This window comes from Escherichia sp. E4702, from assembly GCF_963883545.1.
Classification (GTDB): domain Bacteria; phylum Pseudomonadota; class Gammaproteobacteria; order Enterobacterales; family Enterobacteriaceae; genus Escherichia.
The window spans coordinates 1-22,794 of the sequence record NZ_CAWORF010000031.1 but is presented as its reverse complement, the minus strand read 5'-3'; the positions used below and the strand labels follow the sequence as shown (position 1 = coordinate 22,794).

Below are 22,794 nucleotides of genomic sequence, written 5' to 3'. Positions count from 1 at the left end.
AAGAAGGCGTTTGGGGAACAGAGGTTGTCATATTCATTATCTTTCTTTCCTTGTAAGAGGCTTTCAGCGCGCCTGAAAGTGCGGGAGACGCTTCTCGGCAAATGCCTGACTTCCTTCACGAGCATCTTCAGTAGTGGCGGAAAAAGCGCCAGCAAGCGCTTCAAGCGTCGAGGCCACAGCAATACCTTCTCCGGCATCGATAACTTGCTTGGCGATCTGCACAGCAACCGGAGCACGCTGGGCGATACGTTGTGCCAGTTGCAGCCCGGCGTCGTGTAATGCTTCCCTGGCGACAACACGATTCACCAGCCCGCAGGACAATGCCCGCTGTGCATCTAGTGGTTCGCCGGTAAATACCAGTTCTTTCACCAGTGAGCGCCCAAGCAGTGCCGTCAGCCGCTGCGTTCCTGACCAGCCAGGCACTGTCGCCAGTCCGGTTTCTGGTAGCGCCATCCGAGCCTCGGCGCTACAAATACGGATATCGGCGGTAGCAGCCAGTTCCAGACCACCGCCATAAGCCAGTCCGTGCACCAGGGCGATTACGGGTTGTGGCAGTTGTGCCAGAGCGTCAAATGCCTGATGACCGCGGCGGATCCAGTTGCGCCACATATCGAGTGCAGAAAGAGAGGTCCAGCGATGAATATCCGCACCGACACAAAACGCTTTTTCACTGGCGCTGGTCAGCAGAACCACGCGGATCTCCGAATCCGTTTCAAGCGTGTGGCAATGTGTCAGCAGCTGTTCAAGCATCTCCGGGGTTAATGCGTTGAGTTTCGCCGGACGATTAATCACCAGAGTGGCAATGAAACCGTTGCGCTGGAGGTCAATAGTGCCGTTATTCATGGTGACGTCCTTGTTGAAAATAGTGGGGATTCATTAGCTTGAGATCGTCTGCCAGACGGAGTGGGGCATCGCTTTGGGCGAGAATGTCGCGTTCAGGATCAATACCAGGGGCAATTTCTGTGACCAGTAGCCCGTCTGGTGTTAATTCCAGAACGCAGCGTTCAGTGATGTACTGCACTTGCTGCCCGAGTCTTATTGCGCGTTTGCCGGAGAACGTCACGTGGGCGACTTCTTGCACCAGCTTTTTGGCTTTGCCTTCTTTAATGATACGCAGCTGACCATCATCCAGTTGCAGCTGGGCACCAGCATTGAAAAAGCCAGAGAAAATAATGCGCTTCGCATGTGAAGTGATATCAATAAACCCACCGCATCCGGCAGTGACATGTGGACGGGCAGGCAGATGCGAGACGTTTACTGAGCCATCTGCGCCGATTTGTAAAAATGACATCAGAGTGAGATCAAAGCCACCGCCCTGGAAATAGGTGAACTGCTGGGGAGAGGGCAAAAATGCTTCTGCATTAGAGGCGCAGCCGAATTGAAATTCCAGTAGTGGAACTCCGCCAATTGCGCCCTGTTCCAGCAGCCAGGTGACATCACCGTGGCGACCTTGTTCCAGTAAAATACGCGGTACATTGGCAGAAATACCAAAGCCAATATTTACCGCATCTCCACTTTGTAGTTCTTGCGCGACTCGCTGGGCAATAACCCGCGCCGGGCCATGTTCCATATAACGAAAGGCGGACAGCGGACGACTGATTTCGCCGGAAATGGCAGGTTCGTATTGTGTTTGCGTGGTTTGTGTTTGTTCCGGCGCAATCACGATGTAATCCACCAGTACACCCGGAATACGCACCTCTTTTGGTTTCAGACTTCCGGCGGCAACCTGCCGTTTTACCTGCGCAATTACGATGCCACCGTTATTGCGAACAGCTGTGGCCTGTTCCAGTGGCCCAAGATAAGCCCCTTCATGTTCATAAGTCAGGTTGCCGCGTTCATCGGCAGTGGTAGCGCGAATGATCGCTACCTGGGGCACGATGCTGGGGAAAAACAGCCAGTCGTCGTTAGCAAATCGAACACGTTCAACCAGAGATTGTTGCGCCGCTTTTTCATTCATTGCGCCGCCCTGCAACAGGGGATCTACATAGGTATCCATGCCTGTTTGTGTCAGCACGCCAGGACGATGAGCCGCCGCTTCCCGGTGCATATCAAATAAGATCCCAGAAGGCAGATTCCAGGCGGGGATCGCGTTGTCATTGATCATTTGCCAGATTAACGGAGGCGTCATTGATGATGGCCCGGAGGGGTAGGAGCCAGCGATCACTTTTGCCAGTAAACCCGATTGCGCCAGATGATCGATGCCTTTTACGCCATACATATCACCTGCGGCGATAGGGTGGATGCTGGTGATGTTTTGCGGATGTCCGGCACGTTGAAAGCGTTCACCTATTGCTGCCAGCACGGCATCCGGACACCCCATTCCACTGGAGGAGGAGACGGTGACAACTGCGCCATCAGCAATCAAATCTGCAGCTTCCGATGCAGTGATCGTGCGTACAGAGCACATAATAATTTCCTTATTTCGATATAAAAATAATTAAAAATATCAATGTAAAACAACATAATAGTGATTATAAATTAATTGGAACGATCTAATTTATGCGTAATTTGTACGATTGGCGTGCAAAAAATACAACAAGGGAAGTATGAATCTGTGATCGAAACGACGATCTCCTGCGATCCATGGCGTTAACGGATCGCATGAGTAAAAGGAGATTATGATAAAGTAAATGCCTTGATCTTATGGGGGTTTGGAGTAGTCATGGCGAAGTCGGATACAGGAAGAAAGCGGGTAACATTAACCGATGTTGCACGTGCGGCTGGCGTTTCGAAATCGACCGTGTCGCTGGTACTCAACGACAGTCCGCTTATCAAAAAAGAGACGCAACAAAAAGTCCAGCAAGCCATTGAGCAATTAGGCTATGTCTATAACCGTTTTGCTGCCAATCTGCGTTCGCAAAAATCGCTGACTATCGGCGTGGTGATTGATGATTTGACCAACCCTTTTTTCGCTGAATTTACAATGGGCCTTGAGATCACGCTGGCGGAGCACGGTTTTATCACCGTAATGTCCAATACCTCCCAGCGTAGCGATCGGCAAAAACAGGTACTTGATACCTTGCTGGAACACCACGTTGCGGGCATTGTCCTCTGTCCAGTAAACAGCACCTCAGAAGCCGATTTACAGCGTTATGCCAACAGTTCCACACCCTTATTAATCACAATGCGCCCTCTGGACTGGCAACAATTGCCCGTCGATTACGTTGGCGTGGACAGCCACGCAGGCGTCCGGGAAGCTACGGAATATCTCATTCAACAAGGGCACAGAGACATCGTGTTTATTGGGGGACTTACGCACCATATGCGTTATCAGGGATACCTGGAGGCGATGAACCATCATGATTTACAGCCGTGGAGCACTGATGCTTTTTCGCTTCGCGCTGAACCGACTCAGGCCAACGGTTACCAGTTGATGCAACAACTGTTGGATATGCCTTCGCCACCCACAGCGGTGATTTGTTATAACGATTTAATGGCTTTTGGCGCGGAGTCGGCACTAGGCGAAAGAGGATTATTTGCCGGGGAAGATATTTCGTTGATTGGTAATGATGGCGTGGCGGCTTGTGCTTACAGTAACCCGCCGTTAACCACAATTGCGGTAGAACCATTGGCTCTGGGGAAACAGGCGGCGCAGCAAATTTTACGGCGTATTGCGCAGCCAGACGCACCGCTCAGCCATTACGTCTATCGCCCAACCCTGCAAATTCGCGCTTCTACCGGAAGACGGGGGCGTTAAATGCTGTAGCGAGAAACTGTTTCTCGCTATACTCTCTATCCCTTTTTAACAGCAGGTAACTCCATTCACTATGGCTGGAAATAAACCCTTCAACAAACAGCAGGCTGAGCTTCGCGAACGCGATCCACAAGTTGCCGGGCTGAAAGTGCCTCCGCACTCGATCGAAGCGGAGCAGTCGGTGTTGGGCGGTTTAATGCTGGATAACGAACGCTGGGACGATGTGGCCGAGCGTGTAGTGGCAGACGATTTCTACACCCGTCCGCACCGCCATATCTTTACCGAAATGGCGCGTTTGCAGGAAGGTGGTAGCCCGATAGACCTGATAACTCTGGCGGAATCGCTGGAGCGCCAGGGGCAACTTGATAGCGTCGGTGGTTTCGCTTATCTGGCAGAGCTGTCAAAAAATACGCCAAGTGCGGCGAACATCAGCGCTTATGCTGACATCGTGCGCGAACGTGCTGTTGTCCGTGAGATGATCTCGGTTGCTAACGAGATTGCCGAAGCTGGTTTTGATCCGCAAGGGCGCACCAGTGAAGACTTGCTCGACCTTGCTGAATCCCGTGTCTTTAAAATTGCCGAAAGTCGTGCCAATAAAGACGAAGGGCCGAAGAACATCGCCGATGTGCTCGACGCTACCGTGGCGCGTATTGAGCAACTGTTCCAGCAGCCGCACGATGGCGTCACCGGGGTAAACACCGGCTATGACGATCTCAACAAAAAAACCGCCGGTTTGCAGCCGTCGGACTTGATTATCGTCGCGGCGCGTCCGTCGATGGGTAAAACGACATTTGCGATGAACCTCGTCGAAAATGCGGCGATGTTGCAGGATAAACCGGTGCTTATCTTCTCGCTGGAGATGCCATCGGAACAGATTATGATGCGTTCTCTGGCATCGCTGTCGCGCGTCGACCAGACCAAAATCCGTACCGGGCAGCTGGATGATGAAGATTGGGCGCGTATTTCCGGCACGATGGGCATTTTGCTCGAGAAACGTAACATCTATATTGATGACTCCTCCGGTCTGACGCCAACGGAAGTGCGCTCGCGCGCGCGTCGTATTGCCCGTGAGCACGGCGGCATTGGGCTTATCATGATCGACTACCTGCAGTTGATGCGTGTGCCGTCACTTTCCGACAACCGTACGCTGGAAATTGCGGAAATCTCCCGCTCGCTGAAAGCGCTGGCAAAAGAACTGAATGTGCCGGTGGTGGCCCTGTCCCAGTTGAACCGTTCTCTGGAACAACGTGCCGACAAACGTCCGGTCAACTCCGACTTGCGTGAATCCGGCTCCATCGAGCAGGATGCGGACTTGATCATGTTTATCTATCGTGATGAGGTTTATCACGAGAACAGTGATTTGAAAGGCATCGCGGAAATTATTATCGGTAAACAACGTAACGGCCCAATCGGGACGGTACGTCTGACCTTTAACGGTCAATGGTCGCGCTTCGACAACTACGCGGGGCCGCAGTACGATGACGAATAATAATTATTTTATGTATTAGGTAATTAAAGCAAACACTTATCAAGGAATACAAATGCAAGCGGCAACTGTAGTGATTAACCGCCGCGCTCTGCGACACAACTTGCAACGTCTGCGTGAACTGGCACCTGCCAGTAAACTGGTTGCGGTGGTGAAAGCGAACGCTTATGGTCACGGTCTTCTTGAAACCGCGCGAACGCTTCCTGATGCCGACGCCTTTGGCGTAGCCCGTCTCGAAGAAGCCCTGCGGCTTAGAGCAGGGGGCATCACGCAACCTATTTTGTTACTGGAAGGCTTTTTTGAAGCAGACGATCTGCCGACGATCTCCGCTGAACATCTGCATACCGCCGTGCATAACGAAGAACAGCTCGCTGCTCTGGAAGAGGCCAGTCTGGAGGAGCCAGTTACCGTCTGGATGAAACTCGACACCGGTATGCACCGACTGGGCGTGTTACCGGAACAAGCTGAGGCGTTTTACCAACGTCTTACGCAATGTAAAAACGTCCGTCAGCCGGTAAATATTGTCAGCCACTTTGCTCGCGCTGATGAGCCAAAATGCGGCGCGACTGAGAAACAACTCGATATCTTCAATACCTTTTGCGAAGGCAAACCCGGCAAGCGTTCAATCGCCGCATCGGGTGGAATTTTGTTATGGCCGCAGTCGCATTTTGATTGGGTGCGCCCGGGCATCATTCTTTACGGCGTGTCACCGCTGGAAGATGGCTCCACCGGTGCTGATTTCGGTTGCCAGCCAGTGATGTCTCTGACCTCCAGCCTGATTGCCGTGCGTGAGCATAAAGCGGGTGAACCGGTAGGCTATGGCGGCACCTGGATTAGCGAGCGCGATACCCGCCTTGGCGTGGTGGCGATGGGCTATGGCGATGGCTACCCGCGCGCCGCGCCGTCCGGTACGCCAGTGCTGGTTAATGGTCGTGAAGTGCCGATTGTTGGTCGCGTGGCGATGGATATGATCTGCGTAGATTTAGGTCCACAGGCGCAGGATAAAGCCGGGGACCAGGTCATTTTATGGGGCGAAGGTTTGCCCGTAGAACGTATCGCAGAAATAACAAAAGTGAGTGCTTACGAACTTATCACGCGCCTGACGTCAAGGGTCGCGATGAAATACGTGGACTAGTCGTTCTGTAATAGTTGCTTGTCTGTGCCGGATGCGGCGTGAATGCCTTATCCGGCACGTAATATCTTGTAAATTCAATAAATTGATTTTCTCGCATGGCTCTTATAAAGGCCGTGCATCTGGCGATTGTGCGTTTGTCATGAGTCTCACTCGGTTGCTAATTGCCGTTCGTCGCTGAACATCCTCTCGATCTTCGCCATCTTCCGGTTTATTGTGTTTTAACCACCTGCCCGTAAACCTGGAGAACCATCGCGTGTTTCAAAAAGTTGACGCCTATGCTGGCGACCCGATTCTTTCGCTTATGGAGCGTTTTAAAGAAGACACTCGCAGCGACAAAGTGAATTTGAGTATCGGCCTGTACTACAACGAAGACGGGATTATTCCGCAACTAAAAGCTGTCGCGGAAGCGGAAGCGCGTCTGAATGCACAACCTCATGGCGCTTCGCTTTATTTGCCGATGGAAGGGCTGAACAGCTATCGCCATGCCATTTCGCCGCTGCTGTTTGGCGCTGACCATCCGGTGCTACAACAACAGCGTGTGGCGACCATTCAGACGCTCGGTGGTTCGGGGGCATTAAAAGTAGGCGCTGACTTCCTGAAACGCTACTTCCCGGAATCAGGCGTCTGGGTCAGCGATCCCACCTGGGAAAACCATGTGGCAATATTCGCGGGGGCTGGATTTGAAGTGAGTACTTACCCCTGGTATGACGAAGCAACCAACGGCGTGCGTTTTAATGACCTGTTGGCGACGCTGAAAACATTACCTGCCCGCAGCATTGTGCTGCTGCATCCGTGCTGCCATAACCCAACGGGCGCCGATCTCGCCAACGACCAGTGGGACGCGGTGATTGAAATTCTCAAAGCACGCGAGCTTATTCCATTCCTCGATATTGCCTATCAAGGATTTGGTGCCGGTATGGAAGAAGATGCCTATGCCATTCGCGCGATCGCCAGCGCCGGATTACCTGCTCTGGTGAGCAATTCATTCTCAAAAATTTTCTCCCTTTACGGCGAGCGTGTTGGCGGTCTTTCTGTGGTGTGTGAAGATGCCGAAGCCGCAGGCCGCGTACTGGGGCAGTTGAAAGCAACTGTTCGCCGTAACTACTCCAGCCCGCCGAATTTTGGTGCGCAGGTGGTGGCTACGGTGCTGAATGATGCGGCGTTAAAAGCTAGCTGGCTGGCAGAAGTGGAAGAAATGCGTACCCGTATTCTGGCGATGCGTCAGGAACTGGTGAAGGTATTGAGTAAAGAGATGCCAGAACGCAATTTTGATTATCTGCTTAAGCAGCGCGGCATGTTCAGCTATACCGGTTTAAGCGCTGCTCAGGTTGACCGACTGCGTGAAGAGTTTGGTGTTTACCTGATTGCCAGCGGCCGCATGTGTGTTGCCGGACTTAATGCGCAAAATGTGCATCGCGTGGCGAAGGCGTTTGCAGCCGTGATGTAATGTCGTTAGCAGGTGGTTGAACAGCCGCCTGCTCAATTTTAACTCGTTGATATAATTAGTATCATTGAGAATAGAGAGAAGGAAATATTCTACCCCTCATATAAAGCCGCTCACTTCTGGTAAGCGATATTAACCACGGACTAAATGGATATACCTACTCCACGGCTAGACATTAAGCTATTAAAAAACACGAACTTCTCTCATGTGATCCTGCTCCCTTTCTCTAACAAAACCGCAGATAATCCTTTCTTTCCCCCGCTGCTGGCGTTATGGTCAGATGGTTTTTTCAACAAATCTCACAATAAAAAGTTTTAACTTACTGACTATTTAGGGAAAAATATGCGCAAGATCACACAGGCATTGAGTGCCGTTTGCTTATTGTTCGCTCTAAACAGTTCCGCTGTTGCCCTGGCCTCATCACCTTCACCGCTTAATCCGGGTACTAACGTAGCCAAACTCGCTGAACAGGCGCCAATTCATTGGGTTTCAGTCGCCCAAATTGAAAACAGTCTGGCAGGACGCCCACAGATGGCAGTAGGGTTTGATATTGATGACACTGTTCTGTTTTCCAGCCCTGGATTCTGGCGCGGCAAAAAAACGTTCTCTCCAGAAAGCGAAGATTATCTAAAAAACCCGGCATTCTGGGAAAAGATGAACAACGGTTGGGATGAATTCAGTATTCCAAAAGAGGTCGCGCGTCAGCTGATTGATATGCATGTCCGCCGTGGCGACACCATTTTCTTTGTGACAGGTCGTAGCCCTACGAAAACTGAAACAGTGTCAAAAACGCTGGCTGATGACTTTCACATTCCTGCAACCAGTATGAACCCGGTGATTTTTGCGGGCGATAAAGCAGGACAAAATACAAAAACGCAGTGGCTACAGGATAAAAATATCCGAATTTTTTATGGTGATTCCGATAACGATATTACCGCTGCGCGTGATGTTGGCATCCGTGGCATCCGCATTCTGCGAGCCTCTAACTCTACCTACAAACCCTTGCCACAAGCGGGTGCATTCGATGAAGAGGTGATCATCAATTCAGAATACTGATAAGTCGGGAGAGCGCCTGACTCTCCCGAATGCTGTTTTTTTAATCACACCTTTATCCTTTCGCTGTCTTGCTGCAAACTGATTAAGAGAGTTTTATCAAGGAGCAGCACATGTGGTTTCAAAAGACGCTCACGCTTAGCGCTAAATCTCGTGGGTTTCATTTGGTAACGGATGAAATCCTGACTCAACTAGCTGATATGCCGCGTGTTAATGTCGGTTTACTGCACCTGTTGCTGCAACACACTTCCGCCTCTCTGACACTTAATGAGAATTGCGACCCCACAGTACGCTATGACATGGAGCGTTTTTTTCCTACGCACCGTTCCCGACAACGGAAACTATGAGCATGACTATGAAGGGGCAGACGATATGCCTTCTCATATCAAATCCTCGATGCTGGGGGTATCGCTCGTATTGCCAGTGCATCAGGGGCGTATTCAGACCGGCACCTGGCAGGGAATATGGCTTGGGGAACATCGCATCCACGGCGGTTCGCGTCGCATTATCGCGACACTACAAGGGGAGTAAAAAATGACCATTTCGGAGTTGCTACATTATTGCATGGCAAAACCAGGCGCAGAACAGAGTGTGCATAGTGACTGGAAAGCAACGCAAATCAAAGTGGAAGATGTGCTGTTTGCGATGGTGAAAGAAGTGGAAAATCGCCCAGCGGTTTCGCTGAAAACCAGCCCTGCGCTGGCCGAGCTTTTGCGACAGCAGCATAGCGATGTGCGTCCCAGTCGGCATCTGAACAAAGCGCACTGGAGCACCGTATATCTCGACGGCTCGTTGCCGGATTCGCAAATCTATTATCTGGTCGATGCGTCGTATCAGCAGGCGGTGAATTTGCTGCCGGAAGAAAAACGTAAATTGCTGGTGCAACTCTGAAAGGAAAAGACCGTTCAGCAAGCGGCCTGAGAATGATGACAAACGCAAAATTGCCTGATGCGCTACGCTTATCAGGCCTACGTAATCCCTGCAATATATTGAAATTGCATGTTTTTGTAGGCCGGATAAGGCGTTCACACCGCATCCGGCAAGAACAAAGCGCACTTTGTTAATAATCTGAGGCCGCTCAGAAAGCGGCCTTAACGATTACAGCATCGGCTTGAGGAAGCGTGCCGTGTGTGATGCTTCGCACTCCGCGACGGTTTCTGGCGTACCGGAGACGAGGATTTCACCGCCACCGCTACCGCCTTCTGGTCCCAGGTCGACAATCCAGTCGGCGGTTTTAATTACGTCGAGATTGTGCTCAATCACCACAATGGTGTTGCCCTGATCGCGCAGTTTATGCAGCACGTCGAGCAGTTGCTGAATATCGGCGAAGTGCAGGCCGGTAGTCGGCTCGTCGAGAATATACAGCGTCTGCCCGGTGCCGCGTTTTGACAGCTCACGCGCCAGCTTCACGCGCTGGGCTTCACCGCCGGAAAGCGTGGTTGCGGACTGCCCGAGGCGGATATACGTCAGGCCAACGTCCATCAACGTTTGCAGCTTACGCGCCAGCGCCGGTACGGCATCGAAGAACTCACGCGCTTCTTCGATGGTCATATCCAGCACTTCGTGGATGGTTTTGCCTTTGTACTTAATCTCCAGCGTTTCACGGTTATAGCGTTTACCTTTGCACTGGTCGCACGGCACGTAGATATCCGGCAGGAAGTGCATCTCCACTTTGATCACGCCATCGCCCTGACAGGCTTCGCAACGACCGCCACGGACGTTAAAGCTGAAACGTCCTGGCGTATAACCGCGCGCGCGGGATTCCGGTACGCCCGCAAACAGTTCACGTACAGGCGTAAACACGCCGGTATAGGTCGCCGGGTTAGAACGCGGAGTACGACCAATCGGGCTTTGGTCGATATCGATGACTTTATCGAAATGCTCGAGTCCCTGAATATCGCGATACGGTGCCGGTTCGGCGATGGTCGCACCATTCAACTGACGTTGGGCAATCGGGAACAGTGTGTCGTTAATCAGCGTCGATTTACCGGAACCTGAAACACCTGTAATGCAGGTAAACAGACCGACTGGCAGTGTCAGCGTTACGTCTTTCAGGTTGTTGCCACGCGCGCCTGTCAGCTTCAACACTTTTTCTGGATCCGCCGGAACGCGTTTCTTCGGCACTTCAATCTTGCGTTTGCCGCTCATGTACTGCCCGGTCAACGACTCCGGCACCGCCATAATCGCTTCCAGCGGACCTTCCGCGACCACTTCACCACCGTGTACACCAGCGCCCGGGCCAATGTCGATCACATGGTCAGCGGCGCGAATCGCGTCTTCATCGTGCTCCACCACAATCACGGTATTACCGAGATCGCGCAGATGGATAAGTGTACCCAGCAGGCGCTCGTTATCGCGCTGGTGCAGGCCGATAGACGGTTCGTCCAGCACGTACATAACGCCAACCAGCCCCGCGCCAATCTGGCTCGCCAGACGGATACGCTGGGCTTCACCGCCGGAAAGCGTTTCTGCCGAGCGGGAAAGTGTTAGATAGTTCAGACCGACGTTAACGAGAAATTTCAGGCGGTCGCCAATCTCTTTGAGGATTTTTTCCGCAATCTTCGCGCGTTGTCCGGCGAGTTTGAGATTGTTGAAAAACTCCATCGCATGACCAATGCTCATGTCGGAGATAGCAGGCAGCGGCGTATTCTCGACATACACGTGGCGCGCTTCCCGACGCAGACGTGTTCCGTCGCAGCTGGTACACGGGCGATTGCTGATAAACTTGGCTAACTCTTCGCGTACCGCGCTGGATTCCGTCTCTTTATAACGGCGCTCCATATTATGCAGCACGCCTTCGAACGGATGACGACGAATGGAGGTATCGCCACGATCGTTCATGTATTTGAATTCGATGTTTTCTTTGCCAGACCCGTACAACACCACTTTATGCACGTTCGCGCTCAGGCTGCCCCACGGCGCTTCGACGTCGAACTTATAGTGATCTGCCAGCGATTTCAGCATCTGGAAGTAATAGAAGTTGCGGCGATCCCAGCCGCGGATCGCACCGCCAGCCAGCGACAGTTCCGGGTTTTGGATCACACGGTCAGGATCGAAATATTGTTGTACGCCGAGGCCGTCACAGGTCGGGCAGGCCCCCGCCGGGTTGTTAAACGAAAACAGACGCGGTTCCAGTTCACGCATACTGTAGCCGCAAATCGGACAGGCGAAGTTGGCGGAGAAAAGCAGTTCTTCCGCTTTTGGATCGTCCATATCAGCGACGACCGCCGTACCGCCAGAAAGCTCCAGCGCCGTTTCAAACGACTCAGCCAGACGTTGGGTGAGATCGTCGCGTACTTTGAAACGATCAATAACCACTTCAATGGTGTGTTTCTTTTGCAGTTCCAGTTTCGGGGGATCGGAAAGATCGCAGACTTCGCCATCTATACGTGCACGGATGTAGCCCTGACTTGCCAGATTCTCCAGCGTTTTCGTGTGTTCGCCTTTGCGCTCTTTAATAATCGGCGCCAGCAGCATCAGACGTTTACCTTCCGGCTGCGACAGCACGTTATCCACCATCTGGCTGACGGTTTGCGCCGCCAGCGGAACATCGTGGTCCGGGCAGCGCGGCTCACCGACGCGAGCGTACAGCAGACGCAAATAGTCGTGGATTTCGGTGATTGTCCCCACCGTGGAGCGCGGGTTATGAGACGTCGATTTCTGTTCAATTGAGATGGCGGGTGAAAGCCCCTCAATATGATCGACGTCCGGCTTTTCCATCAGTGACAGAAACTGCCGCGCGTAGGCAGAAAGGGATTCAACGTAACGACGCTGCCCTTCGGCATATAAGGTGTCGAAAGCGAGCGAGGATTTGCCAGAACCCGAAAGCCCGGTCACGACAATGAGTTTGTCGCGGGGGATAACGAGGTTGATGTTTTTGAGATTATGGGTGCGGGCGCCCCGAACTTCGATCTTATCCATTCACCTTTCCCGGATTAAACGCTTTTTTGCCCGGTGGCATGGTGCTACCGGCGATCACAAACGGTTAATTATGACACAGAATGACCTGAATGAATATACAGTGTTGGAATGCAAAACCCAGAGCGCTATGTAACAATGTTTGACCAGAATTGTTTAGCGGAACCGAGGTCACAACATAGTAAAACCGCTATTGGTAATGCTACAATCGCGCGTTTACACTTATTAGAACGTTTTTTTTCAGGAGACATGAACATGGCCAGCAGAGGCGTAAACAAGGTTATTCTCGTTGGTAATCTGGGTCAGGACCCGGAAGTACGCTACATGCCAAATGGTGGCGCAGTTGCCAACATTACGCTGGCTACTTCCGAATCCTGGCGTGATAAAGCGACCGGCGAGATGAAAGAGCAGACTGAATGGCACCGCGTTGTGCTGTTCGGCAAACTGGCTGAAGTGGCCAGCGAATATCTGCGTAAAGGTTCCCAGGTTTATATCGAAGGTCAGCTGCGTACCCGCAAATGGACCGATCAATCCGGTCAGGATCGCTACACCACGGAAGTGGTGGTGAACGTTGGCGGCACCATGCAGATGCTGGGTGGCCGTCAGGGCGGTGGTGCACCGGCAGGCGGTAACGTCGGTGGCGGTCAGCCGCAGGGCGGTTGGGGCCAGCCTCAGCAGCCGCAGGGTGGCAATCAGTTCAGCGGCGGCGCGCAGTCTCGCCCGCAGCAGTCCGCTCCGGCAGCACCGTCTAACGAGCCGCCGATGGATTTCGATGACGATATCCCATTCTGATTTTGTTTTAAAACAATAGATTATATTGTTTTAAGGTAGGTGATTAACGCATCTGCCAGGGATAAAAAAGAAGCCTCCATAATGGAGGCTTCTGCATATCACACCAAAATCATCGGCCATTGTGGCGGTGCCTGATTTGTGGCTTCCACTATTACCGACTCAATATTGTGCCAGATTGCGGCAATATCCATCATGGTGATTCCGAGCAGTCCCATCGCGAACCAGCAGGCGGAAATAACGCCCAGGCCACTACTGATCACCGCGAGCCCTACGTAATCAGACCGCCGAAAACGGATGTTGAGCGTACTTGCCATAAACATCAGTACGGCGCTAAGAAGCTGCCAGCGAAGAAGAACCACGCCAGTGGTGAGGGTAGCCATCGAACATTTCCTCTGAAAATAACCGATGCCCTGGACAGCACGGTGTTGTTCACGGGAGGTGTGATGCACTCTGGCTATCATGGGGCTTACAAAATACCAAAATGAAACAATTAGTGTGTTTCATTATTTTTGTGAACTATATCACAATTGGTTGTTTGTTAGCCAGATAGAGTCACTATTTTTATTAGCGTGCTTATTTTGTGGTTTTTCAGTGGCGTCGTGGAAATACAAAATATCGTACATTCCTGACTGACCCGCATTTTTTAGTAAATTCTTTTTGATATCAGCGTGTTATTTTTATTAAAACAACGATTATAAAGGTATCAATTTCAAATCAGGCAAAAGTGCTATTTATACCGTAAGATTTATCTAACGTCGTCGGTGGCCAGGGTTTTCACCTTGCAATGACCAGCTATAACCAGACAGGGAATTGATAGAAATGAGTCATCGTGCACGACACAAGTTGCTGGCGTTGCCGGGCATTATCTTTGTAGCACTTCTTCCCATCATCCTGTCACTATGGATTGCCTTCATTTGGGCAAAATCAGAAGTGAACAATCAGCTTCGTGTCTTTGCCCAACTGGCGCTGGATAAATCCGAGCTGGTCATTCAACAGGCAGATTCAGCGAGCGATGAAGCGGAACGCTATCAGGGGCAAGTTTGCACTCCGGATCATCAGAAGCGAATGTTGAATATTATTCGTGGCTATCTTTATATCAATGAACTGATATATGCCCAGGATAACCGTTTTTTATGTTCTTCGCTTATCGCTCCCGCTGACGGATATATGATCGCCCCCGCGGATTATAAGCGTGACCCTGACATTTCTATCTATTATTACCGCGATACCCCTTTTTTCTCCGGTTATAAAATGACTTATATGCAGCGGGGTAATTATGTGGCGGTCATCAATCCTTTATTCTGGAGCGAGGTGATATCTGACGATCCGACGTTGCAATGGGGCGTGTATGATACGGTGACGAAAACCTTTTTTTCGTTAAGCAACCAGGCCTCGGCTGAAACGTTTACTCCGTTAATTCATCTGAATGATTTAACGGTGCAACGAAATGGTCATTTGTATGCAATGGTACATTCAACAAAACGCCCGATAGCGGCCATTGTTGCCATTTCAAATAAACGTCTTATCGCTCATTTTTATAATCATCTTATCTTTGCTTTGCCCGCAGGTATTTTTTGCAGTCTGGTACTCCTGTTACTCTGGTTGCGGATTAGCCAGGAGTACCAGTCACCCAAACGCAAATTGCAACGCGCCCTCGAAAAAAGACAGCTTTGTCTTTATTACCAGCCAATTATCGATATCAAAACAGAAAAATGTATTGGCGCTGAAGCGTTGCTACGTTGGCCAGGTGGCCAGGGGCAAGTGATGAGTCCGGCAGAGTTTATCCCATTGGCGGAAAAAGAGGGGATGATTGAGTTAGTCACTGATTATGTTATTGATAATGTATTCAGCGATCTGGGGGCGTATCTGGCAACACATGCCGATCGCTATGTTTCTATTAACCTGTCGGCCTCCGACTTTCATACATCGCGTTTAATTGCGCGAACCAATCAGAAAATAGAGCAATACGCGGTGCGTCCGCAGCAAATTAAATTTGAAGTCACTGAACATGCGTTTCTTGATGTCACCAAAATGACGCCGATTATTCATGCTTTCCGTCAGGCCGGTTATGAAGTTGCGATTGATGACTTCGGTATTGGCTACTCCAACTTACACAACCTTAATTCATTGAATATCGATATTTTGAAAATCGATAAATCGTTTGTTGAGACGCTGACCACGCACAAAACCAGCCATTTGATTGCGGAACACATCATTGAACTGGCGCACAGTCTGGGGCTAAAAACGATAGCGGAAGGGGTAGAAACGTCGGAGCAGGTTAATTGGCTGCGCAAACGCGGCGTGCGTTATTGCCAGGGCTGGTATTTTGCAAAGGCGATGCCGCCGCAAATGTTTATGGAATGGACAGGGAAATTACCCGCACATGAGTTAATGTGCGGGCAATAATTCTAGATACGGTGGCGATAATCGCTGGGAGTGCGATCAAACTGCCGACGGAAAACGCGGGAAAAGGTCTGCTGCGAGACATACCCAAGATCCATTGCGATATCAAAAATAGGGCGCTCGGTGGTGCGCAACTCAACGGCAGCCAGTAACAGGCGGCGTTGACGAATGTAATCACCAAGTGTCTGATGCGTTACCGTGCGGAACATCCGCTGTAAGTACCACTTTGAATAACCTGATTTTTTTGCGACGACATCAATGTTCAGTGGCTGGTCAATATGCTCGTCAATCCATGCGATAAGATCCTGAATAATTTTCTGATGGGACATAAATCTGCCTCTTTTCAGTGTTCAGTTCGTTAATTCATCTGTTGGGGAGTATAATTCCTCAAGTTAACTTGAGGTAAAGCGATTTATGGAAAAGAAATTACCCCGCATTAAAGCCTTGCTCACCCCAGGCGAAGTGGCGAAACGCAGTGGGGTAGCGGTATCTGCACTGCATTTCTATGAGAGCAAAGGGCTGATTACCAGTATTCGAAATAGCGGCAATCAGCGACGATATAAGCGTGATGTGTTGCGATATGTGGCGATTATCAAGATTGCTCAACGTATTGGCATTCCATTGGCGACTATTGGTGAAGCATTTGGTGTGTTGCCTGAAGGGCATACATTAAGCGCCAAAGAGTGGAAGCAGCTTTCTTCGCAATGGCGAGAAGAATTAGATCGGCGCATTCATACCTTAGTGGCTCTGCGAGATGAACTGGACGGTTGTATTGGCTGCGGCTGCCTTTCGCGTAGCGACTGCCCGTTGCGTAACCCGGGCGACCGATTAGGGGAAGAAGGTACTGGCGCGCGTTTGCTGGAAGACGAGCAAAACTAAAGCGCCACAAGGGCGCTTTAGTTTGTTTCCGGTCTTTGTCTTTCACTCTATCCCGCTGGTACACAGGAGGGTTTCCCCCGACGTCAACACACCTCATTCGAGCACGTGGTGGAGGTTCCGGTTGGTGTTGATACTTTAATTGTATGCCGACTCCGTATCTTCGCCAGTGCAAAAAGACGTTTTTTAGCCGCAATATTTTTGCCATCTTGCACGATTTTTTACTGCAACCCTTCGCTACAAGCTACCTACAAATGCCGTAATTTTGCGCATCGACGATAACGTTTGCGCATCAATTGCCTGGTTTTTAATCGTCAATACAAGAAAAGGGAAAAAAGCAGCAAACTTCGGTTGAAAAAGCCGCTATGATCGCCGGATAATCGTTTGCTTTTTTTACCACCCGTTTTGTATGCGCGGAGCTAAACGTTTGCTTTTTTGCGACGCCCCACATTGTCGCAAACCTGAAGCAGGAAGATAACGTTTCGCTGGCAGGGGATTGTCCGCCACGCATCTTGACGAAAAATAAACTCTCAGGGGATGTTTTTTATGTCTACGCCATCAGCGCGTACCGGCGGTTCACTCGACGCCTGGTTTAAAATTTCACAACGTGGAAGCACTGTCCGTCAGGAAGTGGTTGCCGGGTTAACAACGTTTCTGGCGATGGTCTACTCGGTCATCGTCGTTCCGGGCATGCTGGGTAAAGCAGGCTTCCCACCAGCAGCAGTTTTTGTTGCGACCTGTCTGGTTGCCGGAATTGGTTCTATCGCGATGGGGCTGTGGGCCAATTTGCCGCTGGCTATCGGTTGCGCTATCTCCCTGACCGCGTTTACTGCATTCAGCCTGGTGCTGGGGCAGCATATTAGCGTTCCGGTCGCGCTGGGCGCCGTGTTCCTGATGGGGGTGCTGTTTACAGTCATTTCTGCAACGGGTATCCGTAGCTGGATTTTGCGCAACTTGCCACACGGTGTGGCGCACGGTACGGGGATTGGTATCGGCCTGTTCCTGCTGCTGATTGCTGCGAATGGTGTTGGCCTGGTCATTAAAAATCCGCTCGACGGTCTGCCGGTTGCGCTGGGTGATTTCGCCACCTTCCCGGTTATTATGTCGCTGGTAGGTCTGGCGGTGATCGTCGGTCTGGAAAAACTGAAAGTGCCGGGCGGCATTCTGCTGACCATTATCGGTATCTCGATTGTGGGCCTGATCTTCGATCCTAACGTTCATTTCTCCGGCGTTTTCGCTATGCCGTCATTGAGCGATGAAAATGGTAACTCGCTGATTGGTAGCCTGGATATTATGGGCGCGCTGAATCCGGTGGTACTGCCGAGCGTACTGGCGCTGGTGATGACTGCGGTCTTTGATGCGACCGGAACCATCCGTGCAGTCGCCGGTCAGGCGAACCTGCTGGATAAAGACGGGCAGATCATTGATGGCGGCAAAGCGCTGACCACCGACTCCCTGAGCAGCGTTTTCTCAGGCCTGGTGGGGGCGGCTCCGGCCGCGGTATACATCGAGTCTGCGGCGGGTACGGCAGCGGGTGGTAAAACCGGTCTGACGGCAATCACCGTCGGCGTGCTGTTCCTGCTGATTCTGTTCCTCTCTCCGCTCTCTTACCTTGTTCCAGGTTACGCAACGGCTCCGGCGCTGATGTATGTTGGCCTGCTGATGTTAAGCAACGTGGCTAAAATCGACTTTGCTGATTTTGTCGATGCGATGGCGGGGCTGGTGACGGCGGTATTCATTGTACTGACTTGTAACATCGTGACCGGCATTATGATCGGTTTCGCTACCCTGGTTATTGGGCGTCTGGTTTCTGGCGAATGGCGTAAGCTGAACATTGGTACGGTTGTTATCGCCGCGGCACTGGTGACCTTCTACGCGGGTGGCTGGGCTATCTAATCTTTAATAAGATTCTGAAAACGGGTGGCAATGGCCGCCCGTTTTTATTTTCTCCGTACATTGTGTGAGCTTTTGCGATATTCTGAAAAAACTGAGAATTCAGGCATAACGCCTTTCTCAAACCATAAAACATCGCAAACAGGGAACGCATGGAAATCTTCTTTACCATACTGATAATGACCCTCGTGGTTTCGCTGTCCGGGGTGGTCACTCGTGTCATGCCCTTTCAGATCCCGCTTCCGCTTATGCAAATCGCCATTGGTGCGCTACTGGCGTGGCCGACGTTTGGTTTGCATGTGGAGTTTGATCCTGAACTCTTTTTAGTTTTGTTTATCCCGCCGCTGCTGTTTGCTGATGGCTGGAAAACGCCGACTCGTGAATTTCTCGAACATGGCCGAGAGATCTTCGGTCTTGCGCTGGCGCTGGTGGTAGTCACCGTAGTCGGCATTGGCTTCCTCATTTACTGGGTGGTGCCAGGCATTCCGCTAATTCCGGCCTTTGCGCTAGCGGCGGTGCTCTCTCCGACCGATGCCGTGGCGCTCTCCGGGATTGTTGGCGAAGGGCGAATACCGAAAAAAATCATGGGTATTTTGCAGGGCGAAGCGTTGATGAATGACGCCTCCGGCCTGGTGTCGTTGAAGTTTGCCGTGGCAGTCGCGATGGGGACCATGATCTTCACTGTTGGCGGTGCGACGGTCGAATTTATGAAAGTCGCGATCGGCGGTATTCTCGCGGGATTTGTGGTGAGCTGGCTATATGGTCGCTCGCTGCGCTTCCTGAGCCGCTGGGGCGGCGATGAACCTGCGACACAGATAGTCCTGCTGTTCCTGCTGCCGTTCGCCTCTTATCTGATTGCCGAACATATTGGCGTTTCCGGTATCCTTGCGGCAGTTGCTGCCGGGATGACCATTACCCGTTCAGGCGTGATGCGCCGTGCGCCGCTGGCGATGCGTCTGCGTGCGAACAGCACCTGGGCGATGCTGGAGTTTGTCTTTAACGGCATGGTGTTCTTGCTGTTGGGCCTGCAACTGCCGGGCATTCTGGAGACGTCGCTGATGGCGGCAGAGATCGACCCGAACGTCGAAATCTGGATGCTGTTTACCGACATCATCTTGATTTACGCAGCGCTCATGCTGGTCCGTTTCGGCTGGCTGTGGACGATGAAAAAGTTCAGTAACCGCTTCCTGAAGAAGAAACCGATGGAGTTTGGTTCGTGGACCACACGAGAAATTCTTATCGCGTCTTTTGCCGGGGTTCGCGGGGCTATCACCCTGGCTGGTGTGCTCTCTATTCCGCTGCTGTTGCCGGATGGCAACGTCTTCCCGGCGCGTTATGAGCTGGTGTTCCTGGCGGCTGGCGTCATTCTCTTCTCGCTGTTTGTTGGCGTGGTGATGCTGCCTGTTCTGCTGCAACACATTGAAGTCGCAGATCATTCTCAGCAGTTGAAAGAGGAACGCATTGCGCGCGCGGCAACGGCAGAAGTGGCGATTGTGGCGATCCAGAAAATGGAAGAGCGACTGGCGGCGGACACTGAAGAGAATATCGACAACCAGCTGCTTACCGAAGTCAGCTCTCGCGTCATCGGTAACCTGCGTCGTCGCGCCGACGGCCGAAACGACGTTGAAAGTTCTGTCCAGGAAGAGAACCTGGAGCGTCGCTTCCGTCTGGCGGCGTTGCGTTCTGAACGTGCGGAACTTTATCACCTGCGCGCCACGCGGGAGATCAGCAACGAAACGCTGCAAAAGTTGCTACACGATCTCGATCTGCTGGAAGCGTTGTTAATTGAAGAGAACCAATAACGCTTTGGCGGTGTAATCGGTAAAAAGGTGCAGTACATCGCACCTTTTTACCGTTGGTCAGGTGACCAGAGGCTAGTGGAGATTAATGCGCGCGGCCCTGCTCAACGCCAAAGCCGGTCTGGGAACGGATAAATTGCGCACGGAACAGTTCACGCTCGCGCGCCCCTTCCGCTGAATTATCGGTTGCCGAGAAGAACCAGATGCCGAGGAATGCCACGCTGATTGAGAATAGCGCCGGATATTCGTACGGGAAGATGGCTTTTTCGTGACCGAGGATCTGTACCCAAATCGTTGGGCCGAGGATCATCAGTACTACCGCAGTAATCAGCCCTAACCAGCCGCCCATCATTGCGCCACGAGTAGTCAACTTCGACCAGTACATGGAAAGCAGAATGATTGGGAAGTTGCAGCTCGCGGCGATGGCAAACGCCAGGCCCACCATGAAGGCGATGTTCTGATTCTCAAACAGCACGCCGAGGATAATCGCGATCACGCCCAAAATCAGCACGGTGATTTTTGATACCCGCAGCTCTTCACGTTCGGTCGCGCCTTTTTTGAAGACGTTGGCGTACAGGTCGTGAGAAACCGCGGAAGCGCCTGCCAGCGTCAGACCCGCAACCACCGCGAGGATAGTGGCGAAAGCAACCGCTGAAATAAAGCCGAGGAACAGGTTGCCGCCCACCGCATTGGCCAGGTGAACTGCCGCCATGTTGTTACCACCAATCAGATGGCCCGCCGCGTCTTTATATTCCGGATTTGCACCAACCAACATGATTGCGCCGAAGCCGATAATAAAGGTCAGGATATAGAAGTAGCCCATAAACCCGGTGGCGTAGAACACGCTCTTACGCGCTTCGCGGGCATCGCTGACCGTAAAGAAGCGCATCAGAATATGCGGCAAGCCAGCCGTACCAAACATCAGTCCAAGCCCCAGCGACAGTGCTGAGATCGGATCTTTCACCAGTCCGCCCGGCTTCATGATGTCGACACCTTTTGGGTGTACCGCCATCGCTTCGCTGAACAGATTGTTGAAGCTAAAGCCGACGTGTTTCATCACCATAAAGGCCATAAAGCTGGCACCGAACAGCAACAGAACGGCTTTGATAATCTGTACCCAGGTGGTCGCCAGCATGCCGCCGAACAGGACGTACATCATCATCAGCACGCCGACCAGTACCACGGCAATGTGATAGTTAAGGCCAAACAGCAGCTCGATAAGTTTACCTGCGCCCACCATCTGGGCGATAAGGTAAAGCGCCACCACCACCAGAGAACCACAAGCCGAAAGAATACGAATCGGCCCTTGTTTCAGACGGTAAGAAGCCACATCCGCAAAGGTATAGCGGCCCAGGTTACGCAGACGTTCAGCAATCAGGAACAGAATGATTGGCCAGCCCACCAGGAAGCCCAGCGAGTAGATCAGCCCGTCATAGCCGGAAGTAAACACCAGCGCGGAGATCCCCAAAAATGAGGCGGCAGACATATAGTCCCCGGCAATCGCCAGCCCGTTCTGGAAGCCAGTGATATTGCCGCCTGCGGTGTAGTAGTCATTACGAGAACGTACGCGTTTTGACGCCCAGTAGGTAATGCCGAGCGTGAACACGACGAAAATCAGGAACATAATAATCGCCTGCCAGTTTGTTGGCTGGCGCTCAACGGCCCCGCTAATAGCATCCGCGGCGTTAGCTGCGAAAGGGAGTGTGGCGGCAAGCGCCGTCAGAACTCTTTTCATGATGCTTGTACCTCATGCAGGACTTCATTATTTAGACGGTCGAATTCGCCGTTCGCCCGCCAGATGTAGATACCAGTGAGAACAAAGGAGATAACAATGACCCCAACGCCAACGGGAATACCGCGTGTAACGCTGGTGTTCGGATTCAGCGGGGTGCCCAGCCAGCCGGGCGCAAAGGCGATCAGTAAAATAAAGCTGATATAAACTGCCAGCATAATAATCGACAGGATGGTGGCAAACCGTTGCCGTTTTTCGACTAACTCCCTGAAATGCGCATTGTCTTCTATCCGCTGATAAATCGTACCATTCATCACAGATTCTCCAGAGGTAATGTAGGGATTGTTTTAATTCCCGCTCCCTTATGGGAGAAGGTTAACGCTCGAGTAACCCTTGCCGAATGTAGGCCGGATAAGGTGCTTGCACCGCATCCGGCAATCAATGCCTGATGCGCCGCTGTCGCGTCTTATCAGGCCTACAACTGTTGCCGAATGTAGGCGGATAAGGCGTTTACGCCGCATCCGGCAATCAACGCCTGATGCGTCGCTGTCGCGTCTTATCAGGCCTAC

General features: G+C 51.8%; 18 protein-coding genes and 1 pseudogene. 12 read left to right on the top strand and 7 right to left on the bottom strand.

Annotated elements, in window-relative coordinates:
* Positions 1-63: 63 nt before the first annotated feature.
* Both AACU94_RS19325 and AACU94_RS19320 read right to left on the bottom strand, forming a co-directional pair.
* Complete coding sequence (locus AACU94_RS19325) at positions 64-843, bottom strand: enoyl-CoA hydratase/isomerase family protein (RefSeq protein WP_135490090.1); 780 nt, start codon at positions 841-843, stop codon at positions 64-66.
* Positions 836-2,407, bottom strand: a complete 1,572-nt coding sequence (locus AACU94_RS19320; protein ID WP_135490089.1) for an acyl CoA:acetate/3-ketoacid CoA transferase — start codon at positions 2,405-2,407, stop codon at positions 836-838. The genes AACU94_RS19325 and AACU94_RS19320 overlap by 8 nt, the downstream gene beginning before the upstream one ends.
* Positions 2,408-2,662: 255 nt before the next feature.
* Here AACU94_RS19320 and AACU94_RS19315 point away from each other — a divergent pair, with 255 nt between their 5' ends.
* The 7 genes and pseudogenes from AACU94_RS19315 to AACU94_RS19285 all read left to right on the top strand — a co-directional run bounded on the left by AACU94_RS19315 (position 2,663) and on the right by AACU94_RS19285 (position 9,703).
* Positions 2,663-3,697: a LacI family DNA-binding transcriptional regulator gene (locus AACU94_RS19315; RefSeq protein WP_130205808.1), complete on the top strand. Its 1,035-nt coding sequence runs from the start codon at positions 2,663-2,665 to the stop codon at positions 3,695-3,697.
* A 70-nt stretch (positions 3,698-3,767) separates the two neighbouring features.
* Entirely contained in the window at positions 3,768-5,183 is a 1,416-nt protein-coding gene (dnaB, locus tag AACU94_RS19310) for a replicative DNA helicase (protein WP_130205810.1), read from the top strand.
* Between the two features lie 52 nt (positions 5,184-5,235).
* Positions 5,236-6,315 (top strand): alanine racemase, encoded by a 1,080-nt coding sequence (gene alr, locus AACU94_RS19305; protein ID WP_130218569.1) that lies wholly within the window; start codon positions 5,236-5,238, stop codon positions 6,313-6,315.
* A gap of 253 nt (positions 6,316-6,568) precedes the next feature.
* Positions 6,569-7,762 carry an aromatic amino acid transaminase gene (tyrB, locus tag AACU94_RS19300; RefSeq protein ID WP_135385193.1) on the top strand — a complete coding sequence of 398 codons (1,194 nt, stop codon included), beginning with the start codon at positions 6,569-6,571 and terminating at the stop codon, positions 7,760-7,762.
* Between the two features lie 339 nt (positions 7,763-8,101).
* On the top strand, positions 8,102-8,815 hold the full coding sequence (aphA, locus tag AACU94_RS19295) for an acid phosphatase AphA (RefSeq protein WP_130205816.1): 714 nt from the start codon (positions 8,102-8,104) through the stop codon (positions 8,813-8,815).
* A gap of 110 nt (positions 8,816-8,925) precedes the next feature.
* Positions 8,926-9,343: pseudogene (locus AACU94_RS19290) on the top strand (secondary thiamine-phosphate synthase enzyme YjbQ).
* A 3-nt stretch (positions 9,344-9,346) separates the two neighbouring features.
* The gene (locus AACU94_RS19285; RefSeq protein WP_135490088.1) at positions 9,347-9,703 is read left to right on the top strand and encodes an MmcQ/YjbR family DNA-binding protein; all 357 of its coding nucleotides are present in this window, start codon (positions 9,347-9,349) and stop codon (positions 9,701-9,703) included.
* A gap of 207 nt (positions 9,704-9,910) precedes the next feature.
* On the opposite strand, the gene uvrA is transcribed toward AACU94_RS19285, so the two are convergent.
* Positions 9,911-12,733 (bottom strand): excinuclease ABC subunit UvrA, encoded by a 2,823-nt coding sequence (uvrA, locus tag AACU94_RS19275; RefSeq protein ID WP_130205822.1) that lies wholly within the window; start codon positions 12,731-12,733, stop codon positions 9,911-9,913.
* 252 nt (positions 12,734-12,985) lie between these two features.
* Between uvrA and ssb1 the strand changes: the two genes are divergently transcribed.
* Positions 12,986-13,522, top strand: coding sequence for a single-stranded DNA-binding protein SSB1 (ssb1, locus tag AACU94_RS19270; RefSeq protein ID WP_000168309.1), 537 nt, complete (start codon positions 12,986-12,988; stop codon positions 13,520-13,522).
* 98 nt (positions 13,523-13,620) lie between these two features.
* On the opposite strand, the gene AACU94_RS19265 is transcribed toward ssb1, so the two are convergent.
* Entirely contained in the window at positions 13,621-13,902 is a 282-nt protein-coding gene (locus tag AACU94_RS19265; RefSeq protein ID WP_135385191.1) for a YjcB family protein, read from the bottom strand.
* A 439-nt stretch (positions 13,903-14,341) separates the two neighbouring features.
* On the opposite strand from AACU94_RS19265, the gene AACU94_RS19260 reads away from it, so the two are divergent.
* Positions 14,342-15,928: an EAL domain-containing protein gene (locus tag AACU94_RS19260; RefSeq protein WP_135490087.1), complete on the top strand. Its 1,587-nt coding sequence runs from the start codon at positions 14,342-14,344 to the stop codon at positions 15,926-15,928.
* Between the two features lie 2 nt (positions 15,929-15,930).
* Here the strand turns inward: AACU94_RS19260 and soxS are convergent, their stop codons facing one another.
* Positions 15,931-16,254 carry a superoxide response transcriptional regulator SoxS gene (gene soxS / locus AACU94_RS19255; protein ID WP_000019357.1) on the bottom strand — a complete coding sequence of 108 codons (324 nt, stop codon included), beginning with the start codon at positions 16,252-16,254 and terminating at the stop codon, positions 15,931-15,933.
* 85 nt (positions 16,255-16,339) lie between these two features.
* Between soxS and soxR the strand changes: the two genes are divergently transcribed.
* The 3 genes from soxR to AACU94_RS19240 all read left to right on the top strand — a co-directional run bounded on the left by soxR (position 16,340) and on the right by AACU94_RS19240 (position 20,496).
* Positions 16,340-16,804, top strand: coding sequence for a redox-sensitive transcriptional activator SoxR (gene soxR, locus AACU94_RS19250; protein ID WP_000412428.1), 465 nt, complete (start codon positions 16,340-16,342; stop codon positions 16,802-16,804).
* A 543-nt stretch (positions 16,805-17,347) separates the two neighbouring features.
* Positions 17,348-18,697 (top strand): guanine/hypoxanthine transporter GhxP, encoded by a 1,350-nt coding sequence (ghxP, locus tag AACU94_RS19245; protein ID WP_130205830.1) that lies wholly within the window; start codon positions 17,348-17,350, stop codon positions 18,695-18,697.
* 149 nt (positions 18,698-18,846) lie between these two features.
* The gene (locus AACU94_RS19240) at positions 18,847-20,496 is read left to right on the top strand and encodes a Na+/H+ antiporter (RefSeq protein ID WP_130205832.1); all 1,650 of its coding nucleotides are present in this window, start codon (positions 18,847-18,849) and stop codon (positions 20,494-20,496) included.
* Between the two features lie 82 nt (positions 20,497-20,578).
* Here AACU94_RS19240 and actP read toward each other — a convergent pair whose 3' ends face one another.
* Together actP and AACU94_RS19230 are read right to left on the bottom strand one after the other, a co-directional pair.
* Positions 20,579-22,228, bottom strand: coding sequence for a cation/acetate symporter ActP (gene actP, locus AACU94_RS19235; RefSeq protein WP_000832550.1), 1,650 nt, complete (start codon positions 22,226-22,228; stop codon positions 20,579-20,581).
* Entirely contained in the window at positions 22,225-22,539 is a 315-nt protein-coding gene (locus AACU94_RS19230; protein ID WP_001337746.1) for a DUF485 domain-containing protein, read from the bottom strand. The genes actP and AACU94_RS19230 overlap by 4 nt, the downstream gene beginning before the upstream one ends.
* Between the last annotated feature and the right edge of the window lie 255 nt (positions 22,540-22,794).

Excerpts from the sequence above, each read along its gene's own strand:
- AACU94_RS19325 (WP_135490090.1), bottom strand. The coding sequence starts at position 843 with ATGAATAACGGCACTATTGACCTCCAGCGCAACGGTTTCATTGCCACT.
- AACU94_RS19320 (WP_135490089.1), bottom strand. The coding sequence starts at position 2,407 with ATGTGCTCTGTACGCACGATCACTGCATCGGAAGCTGCAGATTTGATT.
- AACU94_RS19315 (WP_130205808.1), top strand. The coding sequence starts at position 2,663 with ATGGCGAAGTCGGATACAGGAAGAAAGCGGGTAACATTAACCGATGTT.
- dnaB (WP_130205810.1), top strand. The coding sequence starts at position 3,768 with ATGGCTGGAAATAAACCCTTCAACAAACAGCAGGCTGAGCTTCGCGAA.
- alr (WP_130218569.1), top strand. The coding sequence starts at position 5,236 with ATGCAAGCGGCAACTGTAGTGATTAACCGCCGCGCTCTGCGACACAAC.
- aphA (WP_130205816.1), top strand. The coding sequence starts at position 8,102 with ATGCGCAAGATCACACAGGCATTGAGTGCCGTTTGCTTATTGTTCGCT.
- AACU94_RS19285 (WP_135490088.1), top strand. The coding sequence starts at position 9,347 with ATGACCATTTCGGAGTTGCTACATTATTGCATGGCAAAACCAGGCGCA.
- uvrA (WP_130205822.1), bottom strand. The coding sequence starts at position 12,733 with ATGGATAAGATCGAAGTTCGGGGCGCCCGCACCCATAATCTCAAAAAC.
- ssb1 (WP_000168309.1), top strand. The coding sequence starts at position 12,986 with ATGGCCAGCAGAGGCGTAAACAAGGTTATTCTCGTTGGTAATCTGGGT.
- AACU94_RS19265 (WP_135385191.1), bottom strand. The coding sequence starts at position 13,902 with ATGGCTACCCTCACCACTGGCGTGGTTCTTCTTCGCTGGCAGCTTCTT.
- AACU94_RS19260 (WP_135490087.1), top strand. The coding sequence starts at position 14,342 with ATGAGTCATCGTGCACGACACAAGTTGCTGGCGTTGCCGGGCATTATC.
- soxS (WP_000019357.1), bottom strand. The coding sequence starts at position 16,254 with ATGTCCCATCAGAAAATTATTCAGGATCTTATCGCATGGATTGACGAG.
- soxR (WP_000412428.1), top strand. The coding sequence starts at position 16,340 with ATGGAAAAGAAATTACCCCGCATTAAAGCCTTGCTCACCCCAGGCGAA.
- ghxP (WP_130205830.1), top strand. The coding sequence starts at position 17,348 with ATGTCTACGCCATCAGCGCGTACCGGCGGTTCACTCGACGCCTGGTTT.
- AACU94_RS19240 (WP_130205832.1), top strand. The coding sequence starts at position 18,847 with ATGGAAATCTTCTTTACCATACTGATAATGACCCTCGTGGTTTCGCTG.
- actP (WP_000832550.1), bottom strand. The coding sequence starts at position 22,228 with ATGAAAAGAGTTCTGACGGCGCTTGCCGCCACACTCCCTTTCGCAGCT.
- AACU94_RS19230 (WP_001337746.1), bottom strand. The coding sequence starts at position 22,539 with ATGAATGGTACGATTTATCAGCGGATAGAAGACAATGCGCATTTCAGG.